Annotated in this window: 14 protein-coding genes, 1 tRNA gene and 1 pseudogene; 5 read left to right on the plus strand and 11 right to left on the minus strand. The window is 64.7% G+C overall.

Going from position 1 to position 15,012, the window contains the following annotated elements:
• Nucleotides 1–31: 31 nt before the first annotated feature.
• Both pncB and K2O51_RS24860 read right to left on the minus strand, forming a co-directional pair.
• Nucleotides 32–1,210: a nicotinate phosphoribosyltransferase gene (pncB, locus tag K2O51_RS24855; RefSeq protein WP_011298438.1), complete on the minus strand. Its 1,179-nt coding sequence runs from the start codon at nt 1,208–1,210 to the stop codon at nt 32–34.
• An 84-nt stretch (nt 1,211–1,294) separates the two neighbouring features.
• Nucleotides 1,295–1,840 (minus strand): hypothetical protein, encoded by a 546-nt coding sequence (locus K2O51_RS24860; protein WP_011298439.1) that lies wholly within the window; start codon nt 1,838–1,840, stop codon nt 1,295–1,297.
• 326 nt (nt 1,841–2,166) lie between these two features.
• Here K2O51_RS24860 and fdxA point away from each other — a divergent pair, with 326 nt between their 5' ends.
• The 3 genes from fdxA (at nt 2,167) to K2O51_RS24875 (ending at nt 4,002) form a co-directional block, all read left to right on the plus strand.
• Entirely contained in the window at nt 2,167–2,490 is a 324-nt protein-coding gene (fdxA, locus tag K2O51_RS24865) for a ferredoxin FdxA (RefSeq protein WP_010814656.1), read from the plus strand.
• A gap of 74 nt (nt 2,491–2,564) precedes the next feature.
• Nucleotides 2,565–3,671 carry an NAD(P)/FAD-dependent oxidoreductase gene (locus tag K2O51_RS24870; protein WP_011298440.1) on the plus strand — a complete coding sequence of 369 codons (1,107 nt, stop codon included), beginning with the start codon at nt 2,565–2,567 and terminating at the stop codon, nt 3,669–3,671.
• 255 nt (nt 3,672–3,926) lie between these two features.
• Nucleotides 3,927–4,002 (plus strand) — tRNA-Asn (locus K2O51_RS24875).
• A 50-nt stretch (nt 4,003–4,052) separates the two neighbouring features.
• Here K2O51_RS24875 and K2O51_RS24880 read toward each other — a convergent pair.
• From K2O51_RS24880 to K2O51_RS24920, 9 genes and pseudogenes are all read right to left on the minus strand, one after another.
• Nucleotides 4,053–4,196 carry a hypothetical protein gene (locus tag K2O51_RS24880; protein WP_166486969.1) on the minus strand — a complete coding sequence of 48 codons (144 nt, stop codon included), beginning with the start codon at nt 4,194–4,196 and terminating at the stop codon, nt 4,053–4,055.
• Nucleotides 4,169–4,533 (minus strand): annotated as a pseudogene (locus K2O51_RS24885) (TorF family putative porin); the annotation flags it as partial. The pseudogene K2O51_RS24885 and the gene K2O51_RS24880, both read right to left, overlap by 28 nt.
• A 30-nt stretch (nt 4,534–4,563) precedes the next feature.
• A complete protein-coding gene (gene kdpE, locus K2O51_RS24890) occupies nt 4,564–5,259 on the minus strand; it encodes a two-component system response regulator KdpE (RefSeq protein WP_011298441.1) in 696 nt (231 codons plus the stop codon).
• A gap of 34 nt (nt 5,260–5,293) precedes the next feature.
• Complete coding sequence (locus K2O51_RS24895) at nt 5,294–8,149, minus strand: DUF4118 domain-containing protein (protein ID WP_220630907.1); 2,856 nt, start codon at nt 8,147–8,149, stop codon at nt 5,294–5,296.
• Between the two features lie 63 nt (nt 8,150–8,212).
• Nucleotides 8,213–8,839, minus strand: coding sequence for a potassium-transporting ATPase subunit KdpC (kdpC, locus tag K2O51_RS24900; protein ID WP_220630908.1), 627 nt, complete (start codon nt 8,837–8,839; stop codon nt 8,213–8,215).
• A 26-nt stretch (nt 8,840–8,865) separates the two neighbouring features.
• On the minus strand, nt 8,866–10,941 hold the full coding sequence (gene kdpB, locus K2O51_RS24905; RefSeq protein ID WP_425333000.1) for a potassium-transporting ATPase subunit KdpB: 2,076 nt from the start codon (nt 10,939–10,941) through the stop codon (nt 8,866–8,868).
• 163 nt (nt 10,942–11,104) lie between these two features.
• A complete protein-coding gene (gene kdpA / locus K2O51_RS24910) occupies nt 11,105–12,922 on the minus strand; it encodes a potassium-transporting ATPase subunit KdpA (protein WP_220630910.1) in 1,818 nt (605 codons plus the stop codon).
• Nucleotides 12,922–13,011, minus strand: a complete 90-nt coding sequence (gene kdpF / locus K2O51_RS24915; RefSeq protein ID WP_041679662.1) for a K(+)-transporting ATPase subunit F — start codon at nt 13,009–13,011, stop codon at nt 12,922–12,924. The genes kdpA and kdpF overlap by 1 nt, the downstream gene beginning before the upstream one ends.
• Nucleotides 13,011–13,181, minus strand: coding sequence for a hypothetical protein (locus K2O51_RS24920; RefSeq protein WP_220630911.1), 171 nt, complete (start codon nt 13,179–13,181; stop codon nt 13,011–13,013). Before K2O51_RS24920 ends, kdpF begins: the two co-directional genes overlap by 1 nt.
• Before the next feature lie 536 nt (nt 13,182–13,717).
• Between K2O51_RS24920 and rpsU the strand changes: the two genes are divergently transcribed.
• Entirely contained in the window at nt 13,718–13,930 is a 213-nt protein-coding gene (rpsU, locus tag K2O51_RS24925; RefSeq protein WP_008648415.1) for a 30S ribosomal protein S21, read from the plus strand.
• 169 nt (nt 13,931–14,099) lie between these two features.
• On the plus strand, nt 14,100–15,011 hold the full coding sequence (gene nodI, locus K2O51_RS24930) for a nodulation factor ABC transporter ATP-binding protein NodI (protein ID WP_041680003.1): 912 nt from the start codon (nt 14,100–14,102) through the stop codon (nt 15,009–15,011).
• The last annotated feature ends 1 nt before the right edge of the window (nt 15,012 follow it).

The raw sequence follows: 15,012 nt of genomic DNA on the forward strand, positions 1-15,012 counted from the left end.
CGCGCCCGTCTCTCCGAGCCGCTGAAAATGGCTACGCGGACGCCTTAACGTCGAATACCTGACGCAGGTAGGCCAGGTAGCCGGGGTCGTCGCACATGGTCTTTTCCGGGGTATCCGACAGCTTGGCCACCGGCTGGCCGTTGCAGCGGACCATCTTGATGACGATCTGCAACGGCGTGTAGCCGAGGTCGTTGGTCAGGTTGGTGCCGACGCCGAATGCCAGCTTGCAGCGGCCATGGAACCGCTCGTACAGCTCGATCACGCGCGGGATATCGAGGCTGTCGCTGAAGATCAGCGTCTTGCCGAGCGGATCGACACGATTGGCCGCGTAGTGCGCGAGCATCTTCTCGCCCCACAGGAACGGGTCACCGGAATCATGCCGAACGCCATCGAACAGCTTGCAGAAAAACAGATCGAAGTCCCGCAGGAACGCGTCGAAGCCGTAGGTGTCCGACAGCGCGATGCCCAGGTCGCCACGGTATTCGCGCGCCCAGTTCTCCAGCGCGAATACCTGTGAGTCGCGCAGGCGCGGACCCAGTGCCTGGCACGCCTGCAGGTACTCATGGGCCATGGTCCCCAGCGGCACCATATTGTGCCGGTATGCAAAAAGCACGTTGCTGGTGCCGGCCAGTTGCGCCCCCAGCGTCTTGCGTGTCGCCAGCAGGATTTCCTCCTGCCAGTCGCGCGAGAAGCGCCGGCGCGTGCCATAGTCGGCAATCACGCAGTCGCGGTACTTCGGCGCCCGCAGCAGCGTCAGCTTCTGTTCCAGCCGGCGACGCCCCTCGGCGAAGTCCGGCTGCGGCTGGGTGGCCCGGAAATAAACCTCGTTGACGATGGCCAGCAGCGGCACCTCGAACAGGATCGTGTGCAGCCACGAGCCGCGGATCGCAATCTCGATTTCACCATTGCCCTGCGGCGCCGGCTCGATCGACACGTATTTCTCGTTCAGGTGGAACAGCGCGAGGAAATCGACGAAATCGCTCTTGATGAAGCGCATGCTACGCAGGTAGGCAAGTTCGTCATCCGAGAAGCGAAGGCTGCACAGGTGGGCCACTTCCGCGCGGATCTCGTCGACATACGGAGTCAGGTCAACATCCGCGTTCCGGCACTTGAAGCGGTACTCGACCTGGGCCTGCGGGAAATGGTGCAGCACCACCTGCATCATCGTGAACTTGTACAGGTCGGTGTCGAGCAGGGATTGGATGATCATAACGGGCCAGACGGCGATGCCGGTTCAGGCACACATGCTAACCGAAGTCCGCGCTTGCCGGCGGGCGTGCGCCAGGATGGCAGTTCAGCCGCCATCGAGAAAAGGTTGTGGACGCCGGAGGACCCGAGCGCCTTGCACGCACCACAGGGGGCGCCCGTCGGTGGCCTGGCACGACACCAGCGTAGCCGACGCGCGCGGCACGTGTACGGGCAACGGATCGGCGAAGGCACCATTCTCGGCCATGATGCGCTCGGAATAAACCTGCCGTCCCGAACGTTGGAAGGTCAGCACCTGCACCATCTGCCCCGCTTCTGGCTGGAGCTCGGGCCCGCACGGCAACAGGCCGGCTCGCCCGCAACTGGCCATGGCATCTCCGGCGGGGGCCCGCGTGACGCTGAAGCTTTCCCAATCGAAGCTCGTCAGTGCCGCCAGCGTCACCGGCTGATCTGACCGCGTGCGCCAGGCCACCAGCCGGGATACCACGCTATCGGCCATGGCCGGCTCGGACAATGTCTGCGCAGTCGCAGCGGGCGCAGTTCCCAGCATATGGAGCGCGATTAACCCGTACAGCGTCAGGCGAAACACCCGCTTCCCGAACCCCGACGAACCAAAGCGCTGCTGGCAAGGCATGGTGAGCTTCTCCTGGTGGACCACGACGGCGGACGCGGCGCGCAAAGTGCTTCCGGCACCATGGCATCGTGCCAGTACTGCACAGCCTGGCACAGACCTGTTCGCAATCAAATATACATAAAGAAATAAGAAAACTATCTGATCCAGCTATATAGACCCGCTATTCTTGCCAGAAGGCTCGGATACAATATCGGCTTCTGAAAGGCCACGGCACTCGCTCGTCCCGTGCAGCTCGCCCTCGGCGGACATGCACGGCCGTGCGCTGACATATAAGTGGCCGAAACCAGTTTCCCATTCAAAAGCCGACCCGTTTTCCTGGAACCGAAATGACTCACGTTGTCACCGAATCCTGCATCCGTTGCCGCTACACAGACTGCGTTGACGTATGTCCGGTGGATTGTTTCCGTGAAGGCCCGAATTTCCTGGCCATTGACCCGGATGAGTGTATCGACTGCGCCGTGTGCGTGGCCGAATGCCCGGTGAACGCCATTTACGCCGAGGAAGACGTTCCGGGCGACCAGCAGCAGTTCATTGACCTGAACGCCGAGCTGGCGCGCAACTGGCCGTCCATCACCAAGACCAAGGCCCCGCTGGCCGAGGCCGAAGAGTGGAAGGACGCGACCGACAAGCTGCAATACCTGCAGCGCTGAGCTGACTAGAAAGCCGTCCCCACGCGCTTTCCGCAATGCCGGGCACGCGGTGCCCACAACGTATCAGGACGATTATGGACTTGAGCATTCCCAATCCCGTTGCCGACACGACGAAGGCCGCTGACGCCGGTACCGCTGGCGGCCAGCCGCTGGAAATCGATGCGCTGATTGTCGGTGCCGGCCCGGTCGGGCTGTTCCAGGTGTTCGAGCTGGGCCTGCTCGAAATCAAGGCGCACGTCATCGACTCCCTCAAGGTGGTCGGCGGCCAGTGCGTCGAGCTGTATCCGGACAAGCCCATCTACGATATCCCGGCCGTGCCGAGCTGCACCGGCCAGGAACTGACCGACAACCTGCTCAAGCAGATCGAGCCGTTCGGCCCCACTTTCCACCTGGGACAGGAAGTCGCCGTGGTCGAGCGCCGTGATGACGGCCGCTTCTTCGTCGAGACCTCGCTCGGAACGCGCTTCATCACGAAAACCATCTTCATCGCCGCGGGCGTGGGCTCGTTCCAGCCGCGTACGCTGAAGGTCGACGGCATCGACAAGTTCGACGGCAAGCAGCTGTTCTACCGCGTCAAGGATCCGAGCCGCTTCCACGGCCGCAACCTGGTGATCGTCGGTGGCGGCGACTCCGCCCTTGACTGGACGCTGGACCTGGTTGGCAAGGCCGAGTCGGTGGTGATGATCCACCGCCGCGACGGCTTCCGCGCCGCGCCGGCATCGGTCGCCAAGATGAAGGAACTGTGCGAACAGATGGAAATGCAGTTCCTGGTCGGACAGATCGGCGGCTATGAAGAAAAGGACGGCGTGCTCACCGAGATCAAGGTGACCGGCGCCGACGGCGTGACCCGCCGCCTGCCGGTGGACGACGTGCTGGTGTTCTTCGGCCTGTCGCCGAAGCTCGGCCCGATCGCCGAGTGGGGCCTGGACCTGGAACGCAAGCAGATCAAGGTGGACACCGAGAAGTTCCAGACCAATATCCCGGGCATTTTCGCGGTGGGCGACATCAACACCTACCCCGGCAAGAAGAAGCTGATCCTGTCTGGCTTCCACGAGGCCGCACTGGCCGCGTTCGGTGCTGCGCCGTATATCTTCCCGGAAAAGAAGATCCACATGCAGTACACCACCACCTCGCCGAAGCTGCACAAGGTGCTTGGCGTGGAATCGCCGGTGTTCGACTGATCACGGCGCGACCCGCCGCGATCGAAGAAAAAGGCCGCCGAAATGGCGGCTTTTTTCTTTTGGCTGTAAGTCCGGCGCGCCGCTATAATGCGGCCTCGCTGTTGGATGCGACGCTGCGGAGAGCCAAACAGGCCTTCTCTGCACAGCGCCCGCGGCAGCCAGTCATCTCGCCATTACAAACCGGCGGCAACAAAAAGATGCCGAAGGGTATTGACGAAGGAATGAGAAGCTGGCTATAATTTCTTTCTCTGCTGTTCCCCGATAGCTCAGTCGGTAGAGCGCCGGACTGTTAATCCGTAGGTCCCTGGTTCGAGCCCAGGTCGGGGAGCCATCCGATACAAGACGAAGGCCGATGCGAAAGCATCGGCCTTTTTCTTTTTCTCACTTCAGCGAGCTTGCGGCACTTTCCGCATCGTTGCGATCGAAGTAGCGCCCAGGCAGCGGCATTGGAGTCGCCTTTACGCCCTCCCCCCGCATTAAGAGCCCATCCAGACGTTTCAGAACGTCTTGCTGATCGACGCCCATGCCGTCGCCTTGCCCATGTAATTTCCCCTGGCATTGGTATAGACGGTTTTGTCGGCATTCGTGTCGATATACGCCGCCACCGACACCGAAAAGCCCTTGCCCAGGTCCTTGGTCAGGCCTAGCTTCCAGTCCGTGTACGAGACGCATCGGTGATCTGCACCTTCTGGTAGCCCACGTGCGCGTTCAGCGTCAGTCCCCACACATTGAGCGGCACGTTCGCCGACAGGTCGGCATACCAGCTGTGCTTGCTGTCGGCAAACCCGAACAGGTTCGTCGGCGCGTAGGAGTATTTCAGGAACACTGGGCCATAGCCGATGCCCGCGTACAGCTCGGTGGAAGTGATTGCAATAAAAAGCGCTGCGCTGCCCTACCCTGCAAATCGGTAGCCTACGCCGACTTCAGTGAGCAGATGCGCTGGCTGCGCAGGGTCTGCCTCGAGCTTGTGACGCAGATGGCCCATGTAGACGCGCAGGTACTGGCTGCTCTCGGAATGCGATGGTCCCCAGACCTCCCGCAGCAACTCGCGGTGCGTCATCACCTTGCCGCGATGCGCGATCAGCACCGATAGCAGGCGGTATTCGATCGGCGTCAGGTGCACGGGCTCTCCGGCACGCGTGACCATGCGGTTGGCCAGGTCAACTTGCACCTCGCCAAAGGCGATCTGCGCAGAGCCGTGCGGGTTCGACCGCGCATGGCGGCGCAGCAGCACGCGCAGTCGCGCCACCAGTTCGCCAACGCCGAACGGTTTGGTCAGGTAGTCGTCGGCGCCGGCATCCAGCGCGCCGATCTTGTCTTCTTCTGCACTGCGCGCCGACAGCACCAGCACCGGCACTTCGGTCCAGGTGCGCACTTCACGGATCAGGTCAACGCCATCGCCGTCGGGCAGGCCAAGATCGAGGATCACCAGGTCGGGCTGGCGCGTGCCGGCCTCGATCAGCCCGCGCTTGAGCGAATCGGCCTCGCGCACCGTGCAGCCCTCGGCCTGCAGCGCCGCACGCACGAAACGGCGGATATGAGGTTCGTCCTCGACGAGCAGCACCGTGGGCGAAAACTCGAAAGGCATCTGTTGCACTCCATCTATGTGTGTCCGCGCGGATTTATGCGGGAATGTCCGCGGCTTCGGGCTCGATCACCGGCGGATTGCCGCGCGGCAAGGCCACTATGAATCGTGCACCGATGCCAGCCCCTGCCGTGGCAGCATCGCGCACAGGCTCGACCCAGATCCGTCCGCCATGCGCCTGCACGATCGCGTCGCAGACGGCAAGGCCCAGGCCCACGCCGGTTGTCACCGATTCACGTTCACCGCGCGTGAACTTCTCGAAAATCTGCCGTTCGCTGCCGGGGGGCACGCCGGGGCCATCATCTTCCACCACGAGGCGCACCTCGTCGTCCACGACCTCCGCGCGGATGCGGATTTCGGTTCCGGCAGGCGTGTACTTGGCGGCGTTCTCCAGCAGGTTGCACAGCACGCGATCCATCAGCACGGCATCGCACTCCACCAGCGGCATCTTGTGCAGATCCGCCACCGCGACACGATGTCCGACAAGCGCATCGCGCAAGGCTCCAAGCGCCGCGCCAACAAGCTCCTCGAACGACTGCCACTCCTTCTGCATGCGCACGTCCCGCCCTTGCAACCGCGCCATGTCGAGCAGGTTGACGACCATCGTGCTCATGCGCCTGGCCTGGTCACGCATCGCCGAGACCGTATCCGCTACGCGCGGCGCGAGCGGCGGATCGCCGCGCTGCAGGGTCTCGGCCATGCCGATCAGGCTGGTCAGCGGCGTGCGCAGGTCATGCGACACCGCGGCCAGCAGCGAACTGCGCAACCGCTCCGACTCCATCGACAACAGCGCCCGCTGCGCGACGTCCACGTAGTGCAGCCGTTCGATGGTGATGGCGATCAGCGTCGCGAATACATCGACCTGGCGCCGCAGTGCCGGCTGCGCAAATGCGCGCCACGCCTGCGGCTCGACGGCCAGCACGCCACGCGTCTGCATCGGCGCCTTGAGCGGCAGGTACAGCACGGTACCGGCCGGCAGCGTATGGGTGCCTGTGCCGGCCGGCTGGCCATGGTCGAACACCCACTGCGCGAGCACGCGGTCGATCGCGTCGCTGTGCCCGCCGGCCTGTCCCTGCGTATCCACCACAGGCGGCAGCAGCCGGCCGTCCGGTCCGACGAGGAAGAATGCCGAGCGTGCGTCGAAGGCCGCGCGCAGGAAGCGGCTGCCAATCGAGACGATCTGCTCGTTCATCAGGGCCGACGACAGTTCGCGCGCGAGCTCGTACAGCGTGCGCGCATCGGTCTCGCGTTGCACCGCGACTTCGGCCTGTTCGCGCAGTCCGGCCGTGAGCTGACCGATGACCAGGCCCACCGACAGGAGCACCAGGAAGGTCAGCAGGTACTGCACGTCGCTCACGCTAAACGACATTCGCGGGGGCACGAAGAAGAAATCGAATGCGCCCACGGCAACTACCGAGGCCAGTGCCGCCGCCGCGCGGCCATGGCGCAGCGCCACGCCGACCACCGCCACCAGGAACAGCATGGCGATGTTGACAAGGTCGAACCACGGCCGTGCGAGCATCGACACTGCCGTCGCGCCGGCGCACCACGCAATGGCCCACAGGTACGACTGCATGCGCACGCGACGCTCCTGTGCGTGCGCGGCCTCGCTTTCCTCGAGCGGGATCGGCGCGCTGGCGGGCTTGACGTCTACGCGCGTGGTATCAGCCGCGACGCGTATCACGTCGATCTCCGGGCACGCGGCCGACAGAGCATCGGCAAAGCTCTTGCGGCCGAACAGCCATGCGCGCGCGCCCAGGAATGGAGATAGTACCCAGGCCAGTAGCGAACGCCCCTGCATCAGCAGCGAGTCATCTTCGCGCCGCCATCGCGTCGGCGTGCGGCCAAGCACGACCTTGGTCAGGTTGTGCCGCCGGACATAGCCGGCCACCGCCTGCACCATGTCGCTGCCGGCCAGCGTCTCGGTGCGCGCGCCGAGTTCCTCGGCCAGCCGCATCGCCGACTCCAGCCGCACGCGCTCGGCATCGGGGACAGACGCCAGTCGTGGCGCCGCTACCGTGATCACATGGCAGTCGCAATCGAGCTGGCCGGCCAGCCGGCGCGCGCTTCTGACGACCTGCTCGGCATCGCTGCCAGTGCCGATGCAGGCGAGCACCGCCTCGCGCGTGCGCCACACCGACTGGATCGATTCGGCGCGGCGATAGGCACGCACATCGTCATCGACACGGTCCGCGGTACGGCGCAATGCCAGTTCACGCAGGGCAATCAGGTTGCCCTTGCGGAAGAAGTTGCGCACCGCATGGCGGGCCTGCTCGGGCAGGTAGACCTTGCCTTCACGCAAGCGCCGCAGCAACTCGTCGGCCGGCAGGTCAACGAGGATCACTTCGTCGGCGCCGTCGAACACGGCGTCCGGCACGGTTTCCCAGACGCGAATGCCGGTAATGCCGCCGACGGCTTCATTGAGGCTGTCCAGGTGCTGCACGTTGACGGTCGTCCAGACGTCGATGCCAGACGACTGCAGTTCCTGGATGTCCTGCCAGCGTTTCGGGTGGCGGCTGCCCGCAGCATTGGAATGGGCCAACTCGTCGACGAGAACCAGCGCCGGACGACGCGCCAGCGCACCGTCGAGATCGAACTCCTTGAGCACGCGGTCGCGGTACGGCACGTCCTTCATGGGCAGGCGCTCGATGCCATCGATCAGTGCCTCGGTCTCGGCGCGGCCATGCGTCTCGACCACGCCGATGACCACGTCCACGCCCTGCTCTCGCAGCGACCGCGCCGCGGCAAGCATGGCAAAGGTCTTGCCCACGCCGGCCGAGGCACCGAAATAGACGCGCAGCTTGCCACGCGCGGCGCGCGCGCCCTCCTCCTGCATGCGTTGCAGCAGGGTGTCCGGATCCGGACGTTCGGCGGGAGATCGCATTTCGGGCATGGTCAGCTGCGCCGCCCGGCGTGGGGGCAGCCGCAGTCAGATTGTGCCACGCGCACCGCGTGCCTATTTGCCCGATGCCGCATCCAGCGCCAGGTTCAGTTTGAGCACGTTGACGCCTGGGGCACCCAGCACCGCCAGCCGGGGCGATTCCATGTTCGCCTTGATCAGATCCTGGACCTTTTCGAGCGGCAGGCTACGCAGCCGCGCGACGCGCGGCGCCTGGTAGTCCGCCGCAGCGATGCTGATGTGCGGATCGAGACCGCTGCCGGAGGCGGTGACCAGATCCACCGGCACCGCTGCCTTGTTGTCAGGATCCGCCGCACGCAACGCATCGATGCGCGCACGTGCCGCATCGGTCAGCGCCGGGTTGGTCGGCCCAAGGTTCGAACCGGCCGACGCTCCGGCGTTGTACGGCATTGGCGCGGTGGCCGACAGGCGACCCCAGAAGTACTTCGGGTCCGAGAACGACTGGCCAATCAGCGACGAGCCCACTGCCTTGCCGTCCCTGACGATCAACGAGCCGGCTGCCTGCTCCGGAAACACGGCTTTCGACACCGCCGTGATCACGCCGGGGTACAACAGCCCCGTCACCAGCGACAGCACGACGAAAACCACCGCCACGGGCCGCAACAGTCCGCCTTGCAGCGGTGCCGCCGGCGCGGATTGCGTGGATTGCGCTTGCATATTCATGAGTTCCTCTCAATGCAGGAATAGGGTCAGACCCAGCCCAGCAGGGCCAGCGCCATGTCTATCAGCTTGATCCCGACAAACGGCACGAGAATGCCGCCAAGGCCGTAGATCAGCAGGTTGCGACGCAGCAGCACCGCCGCGCCGAGCGGCCGGTAGGCGACGCCCTTGAGCGCCAGCGGGATCAGCGCGACGATGATCAGCGCATTGAAGATCACCGCCGACATGATCGCGGACGCCGGCGTGCTCAGCCCCATCACGTTCAGCAGGTTGAGCTGCGGATAGGTCGTGGCAAAGGCAGCCGGAATGATGGCGAAGTACTTGGCGATGTCGTTGGCCACGCTGAACGTGGTCAGCGAACCGCGCGTCATCAGCATCTGCTTGCCGATCTCGACGATCTCGATCAGCTTGGTCGGGTTGCTGTCGAGGTCGACCATATTGCCTGCCTCCTTCGCCGCCTGCGTGCCGCTGTTCATCGCCACGGCGACGTCGGCCTGCGCCAGCGCGGGCGCGTCGTTGGTGCCGTCGCCGGTCATCGCCACCAGGCGTCCCTCGCCCTGGTACTGGCGGATCAGCTTGAGCTTCGCTTCAGGCGTGGCCTCGGCAAGGAAGTCATCGACGCCCGCCTCGGCCGCGATGGTCGCCGCGGTAAGCCGGTTGTCGCCCGTAATCATCACGGTCTTGATGCCCATCTTGCGCAATTCGGCAAAGCGCTCGCGGATACCGGTCTTGACGATGTCCTTGAGCTCGACCACGCCGAGCACGCGCACATTGCCGTCGGATTCCTCGGCCACCACCAGCGGCGTGCTGCCGGCACCGGCAACGTCATCGACGGCCTGCATCACGGCTTCCGGGAACTTGCCCGCGCGTTCGGTCACGAAGCGGCGCACTGCGTCGGCAGCGCCCTTGCGTACGATGCGTTCGCTGTCGCCATTGCGCAGGTCCACGCCGCTCATGCGCGTCTGCGCCGTGAACGGCACGAACACCGGGCGCAGCTGCGCCATGTCCGGCGCGGCAACCCCTTGCTGCTGGCGCGCAAGCGTCACGATGCTGCGGCCTTCGGGCGTTTCGTCGGCGAGCGACGACAGCCACGCTGCCTGCGCAAGCTGCTGCGCCGAGATGCCCGGTGCCGGCACAAAGCGCGCGGCCTGGCGGTTGCCATGCGTGATGGTGCCGGTCTTGTCGAGCAGCAGCACGTCGACGTCGCCTGCCGCTTCCACGGCACGGCCCGAGGTGGCGATGACGTTGGCCTCCATCATGCGGCTCATGCCGGCCACGCCGATGGCAGACAGCAGGCCGCCGATCGTGGTCGGAATCAGGCACACGAGCAGCGCGACCAGCACGGTGATCGTCACCGGCATGCCGGCCTTGGTGACCAGCACGCTGTAGAGCGAGAACGGCAGCAGCGTGGCGGTCGCCAGCAGCAGCACGATGGTCAGGCCTACCAGCAGGATGGTCAGTGCGAGTTCGTTCGGCGTCTTTTGCCGCTTGGCGCCCTCGACCATGCTGATCATGCGGTCGATGAAGCTCTCGCCCGGGTTGGTGGTGATGCGCACCACGATCCAGTCGGACAACACGCGCGTGCCGCCGGTCACCGACGAGAAGTCGCCGCCGGATTCGCGGATCACGGGCGCCGATTCGCCGGTGATGGCGCTTTCGTCCACCGACGCCACGCCCTCGATCACTTCACCGTCGCCGGGAATCATGTCGCCGGCCTGGACCTGCACGATGTCGCCGCGCCGCAGGGTTGTAGCCGCGCGCGTTTCCGTCGCACCGCCTCGCTTGCCGTCCACGAGTACGTGCGCCATGGCAGTCGTCTTCAGACCACGCAGCGATTCCGCCTGCTGCTTGCTGCGCCCTTCGGCCAGCGCCTCGGCAAAGTTGGCGAACAGCACCGTGAACCACAACCAGACCGAGACGGCCAGGATGAAGCCGGCGCTTTCGCCGCCCGCCACCGGCGAAGCCAGCGCCTTGAGGAACAGGACAGTGGTCAGGATGCTGCCGACATACACCACGAACATCACCGGGTTGCGCACCTGATCGCGTGGCGACAGCTTCTTCACTGCGGCCAGCAAAGCCGGCTTGACGAGTTCGGCAGCGAACATGCCGCGGCGCGGCGGGCGATGCGGATGCTGGCCGTGCGGACGGTTAGCGACGCCCGATGGCGGGGCGGCATTGGCCGCCGATGCGTTGGTTCTGGATGCGGCGCCGCCGGTCTTGCCCTGCGTCGCCATGGATTCTTGTTGCATGCGTTTCTCCGCAATACGCTTACTTGGCAATCGCCGTCACCGCGCCCTGCAGCTGCTCGGCGACGGGTCCCAGTGCCAGGGCCGGGACATACGTCAGCGCACCCACCAGCAGCACCGAGCCGACCAACAGCACCACGAACAACGCGCCGTGCGTGGGCATGGTGCCGCCCGTCACCGGCAGCCGTTTCTTCGCCGCGAGCGAGCCGGCCAGCGCGAGGACCGGGATGATGATCCAGAAGCGGCCAAACCACATGGCCGCGGCCAGCAGGGTGTTGTAGAACGGCGTGTTGGCGGACAGGCCTGCAAAGGCGCTGCCGTTGTTGTTGGCCGCCGAGGACAGTGCATAGAGGATCTCGGAGAAGCCGTGCGTGCCGGGGTTGAACACGCCCGCCCTGCCCGCCTCCGTCATCACCGCGATCGACGTGCCGACCAGCACCAGCAGCGGCGTGACGAGGATGGCCACCGCGGTCATCTTCATCTCGTAGGCTTCGATCTTTTTGCCGAGGTACTCGGGTGTACGGCCGATCATCAGGCCGGCGATAAACACGGCCAGCACCGCGTACACGAGCATGCCGTACAGGCCGGAGCCGACGCCGCCGAACACGACTTCGCCAAGCTGCATCAGCAGCATCGGCACCAGCCCGCCGATGGCGGTGAACGAGTCATGCATGGCGTTGACCGCACCGCACGAGGCCGCCGTGGTGATGGTGGCGAACAGTGCCGACGCCGCCATGCCGAAGCGCGTTTCCTTGCCCTCCATGTTGCCGCCGGCCTGCAGTGCCGATACAGCGTGGTCCACCGGGAGGCCGGATAGCGCAGCATTCACCTGCAGCTCGGAAATGGACGTCACGCAGGCCATGGCGATGAAGATCACCGTCATCGACGCGAGCACCGCCACGCCCTGGCGCCGGTCCTTCACCATCTCGCCGAACGTAAAGCACAGCGCTGTGGGGATCAGGAAGATGGCCAGCATCTGGATCAGGTTGGTGAGCGCGGTCGGGTTCTCGTAGGGATGCGCCGAGTTCGCGTTGAAGAAGCCGCCACCATTGGTGCCGAGCATCTTGATCGCTTCCTGCGAGGCCACCGGACCCATTGCCAGCGTCTGCTTGTCCGTCTTCAGGTCTTCGGTGACCGGCTTGCCTTGCGCGTCGAGCACCGGCTGTCCGGCCGCATCCACCTTGGGCTGGCTGTACTCGACCGGCGTCACCAGGCTGACTTCCTTGTAGCTGTCGAAGTTCTGGATCACGCCCTGGCTGACCAGCGCGAGCGCGATCACCGTCGAGATCGGCACCAGCACATACAGCGTGCTTCGGACTATATCGACCCAGAAGTTGCCGATGGTCGCGCTGCTCTGCCGCGCGAAACCGCGGATCAGCGCGAACACCACGGCAATGCCCGTCGCCGCGGAGAAGAAGTTCTGCACGGTGAGCGCCAGCATCTGCGTCAGGTAGCTCATCGTCGATTCGCCCGCGTAGCCTTGCCAGTTCGTGTTGGAAACGAAGCTGATGGCGGTGTTGAAGGCCGAGTCCGGCGTCACCGCGCCAACGCCCTGAGGGTTGAACGGCAGATAGGCCTGCAGCCGCTGCAGGGCGTAGACCACGATCACGCCAAGCAGGTTGAACGCCAGCACGGCGATCGTGTACTGCTTCCATCCCATCTCGGCATCGGCGCGCACGCCGGCGAGCCTGTAGATCACGCGCTCGAACGGACGCCCCCATGCGGTCAGCTTGTAGCTGCCATCTTCCATTGCCCGCCGCATATAGCGGCCGAGAAACGGACCTGCGGCGAACAGGATCGCCAGATACAGGGCCAGCAGGCCCAGGAACTCGTTCGACATCAGAATTTCTCCGGGCGGAAGAGCGCGATCAGAAGGTAGATGAAAATCAGCGCGGCGAGCGCGCCGCTCAGCAGGTCAGCCCAGTCCATCACATCCCCCTGTCGGCAGCGCTGTGCTTGCCAGGCGCTGCGTGGTAGTGAACATCGCCGTGCTGTGTGCCGGCATCTGGTGCCTGGCTGCCCAGCGCATCGCAGAGCCGCAGCAGTGCCGCGGTGGCGGCGGCGAATACGATCAAGGCGATCAGAAAAACTCCGTCCATGACTTCTGCCATCCGTGAGTATTTGGTGTCTGGCAGCTTATGGATCGGGCGCTAAAAACGGGGTAGAAAGTGGCGCAAGCGGTATAAAGAACGCATAAAGACGGGCGCGTTGCCGTGCTCGTCGATGCCGCGCTTCGGTATCGCCGGACGCAGTCGCCGGTTCTCGCGTATCATCGGCGCCGCGCCCGCAAGAGCTCGACGAATTGATGTGCAGCGAGCGTCGCAACCCGTTTCCGGAAGACCCGCTCACCGCTGCCTTGTTGCGGCACATTCTTGACATTTGCGTCGTATACGTGCCATAGTTACGGGCGTATAGCTTTTTACGGAAACCGGTACTGCCAGGCTCCCGCTGTTCAAGGAACCCGGCGCTATCAGCCCCTGACACTGGTTGCACGGACTCACAGGTCCACATCTTTCAGGTTCGCGGGGGTGCACCAGGGCAAATCGCTCCTCGTGCAATACCAGCTGCTCCGGCGGCCGCAGTTTCCCCCTCGTTTGAACCAGCCGCATGTGCGGCACTCCCCTAAAGGACTGAATTGACTAAGATCGTCTTGAAACCCGGTGAGCCGGTTGAAGTTGCAATGCGTCGCTTCCGTCGCGCGATTCTGCAGACCGGCCTGATCGTCGAACTGAAGAGCCGCACGGCCTACGAAAAGCCGACGACCGAGCGCAAGCGCAAGAAGAAGGCTGCCGAAGCGCGCCTGCGCAAGCGTCTGCGCATGCAAATGCTGCCGAAGAAGCTCTACTGATTCGGTTTCGCGCTCAGAAAAAACCGCCAGCATGCTGGCGGTTTTTTTATGCCTGGAAGTCGACTGGCTGACCGGCGCGCAATGGTGCAGTGCATCACAGGTCATGCGCGGCGATGACCGGCATAATGGCGGATATTGCGCCCCGCCGGCGCGCCTACCGGTTCCTGCCTTGACTGCCATCCTCGAGTTGCGCAAGGTGCGCAAGCAATACGGCGACACGGTTGTCGTCAACGATCTGGATCTGCAGGTGCACCGTGGCCAGTGCTTCGGCCTGCTCGGCCCCAACGGCGCTGGCAAGACCACCACGCTGCGGTTACTGCTGGGCCTGACCACGCCGGCAGGGGGCTCGCTGACGCTATGCGGAGAGCCGATTCCCGAGCGCGCGCCGCAGGCACGCATGCGCGTCGGCGTGGTTCCGCAGTTCGACAATCTCGATCCGGACTTCTCCGTCATCGAGAACCTGCGCATCTTCGGCCGCTACTTCGGCCTGTCCTCTGCCGTGATCGAACGCCGCGTGCCGGCCCTGCTGGAATTCGCCCGGCTCGAAAACCGCGCCAACGCCCAGGTGCGCGACCTGTCCGGCGGCATGCGCCGGCGCCTGACCGTGGCGCGTGCGCTGATCAACGACCCGGACCTGCTGATCATGGACGAGCCCACGACCGGGCTCGATCCGCAGGCCCGCCACCTGATCTGGGAACGGCTGAAGTCGCTGATGGCCAGCGGCAAGACCATCCTGCTGACCACGCACTTCATGGAAGAGGCCGAGCGCCTGTGCAATTACCTGTGCGTGATCGATGGCGGCCGCAAGATTGCCGAAGGCAAGCCACACGACCTGATCGACAGCCAGATCGGCTGCGATGTGGTCGAGGTCTATGGCGATGAACTCGACACGCTGCGCGGCAGCCTGACACCGCTGGCCGAGCGCACCGAAATGAGCGGCGAGACGCTCTTCTGCTACGTGCGCGAGCCAGCCCCGCTACTCGCCGCCCTGCATGGCCAGAGCGGCGTACGCTACCTGCACCGTCCGGCCAACCTCGAGGACGTGTTCCTCAAGCTGACCGGCCGCGAGATGAGGGACTGAC

The sequence above is a fragment of the Cupriavidus pinatubonensis genome (assembly GCF_019602855.1).
Taxonomy (GTDB): domain Bacteria; phylum Pseudomonadota; class Gammaproteobacteria; order Burkholderiales; family Burkholderiaceae; genus Cupriavidus; species Cupriavidus pinatubonensis.

Excerpts from the sequence above, each read along its gene's own strand:
- pncB (WP_011298438.1), bottom strand. The coding sequence starts at position 1,210 with ATGATCATCCAATCCCTGCTCGACACCGACCTGTACAAGTTCACGATG.
- K2O51_RS24860 (WP_011298439.1), bottom strand. The coding sequence starts at position 1,840 with ATGCCTTGCCAGCAGCGCTTTGGTTCGTCGGGGTTCGGGAAGCGGGTG.
- fdxA (WP_010814656.1), top strand. The coding sequence starts at position 2,167 with ATGACTCACGTTGTCACCGAATCCTGCATCCGTTGCCGCTACACAGAC.
- K2O51_RS24870 (WP_011298440.1), top strand. The coding sequence starts at position 2,565 with ATGGACTTGAGCATTCCCAATCCCGTTGCCGACACGACGAAGGCCGCT.
- K2O51_RS24880 (WP_166486969.1), bottom strand. The coding sequence starts at position 4,196 with ATGGGCGTCGATCAGCAAGACGTTCTGAAACGTCTGGATGGGCTCTTA.
- kdpE (WP_011298441.1), bottom strand. The coding sequence starts at position 5,259 with ATGCCTTTCGAGTTTTCGCCCACGGTGCTGCTCGTCGAGGACGAACCT.
- K2O51_RS24895 (WP_220630907.1), bottom strand. The coding sequence starts at position 8,149 with ATGCCCGAAATGCGATCTCCCGCCGAACGTCCGGATCCGGACACCCTG.
- kdpC (WP_220630908.1), bottom strand. The coding sequence starts at position 8,839 with ATGAATATGCAAGCGCAATCCACGCAATCCGCGCCGGCGGCACCGCTG.
- kdpB (WP_425333000.1), bottom strand. The coding sequence starts at position 10,941 with ATGTTCGCTGCCGAACTCGTCAAGCCGGCTTTGCTGGCCGCAGTGAAG.
- kdpA (WP_220630910.1), bottom strand. The coding sequence starts at position 12,922 with ATGTCGAACGAGTTCCTGGGCCTGCTGGCCCTGTATCTGGCGATCCTG.
- kdpF (WP_041679662.1), bottom strand. The coding sequence starts at position 13,011 with ATGGACTGGGCTGACCTGCTGAGCGGCGCGCTCGCCGCGCTGATTTTC.
- K2O51_RS24920 (WP_220630911.1), bottom strand. The coding sequence starts at position 13,181 with ATGGACGGAGTTTTTCTGATCGCCTTGATCGTATTCGCCGCCGCCACC.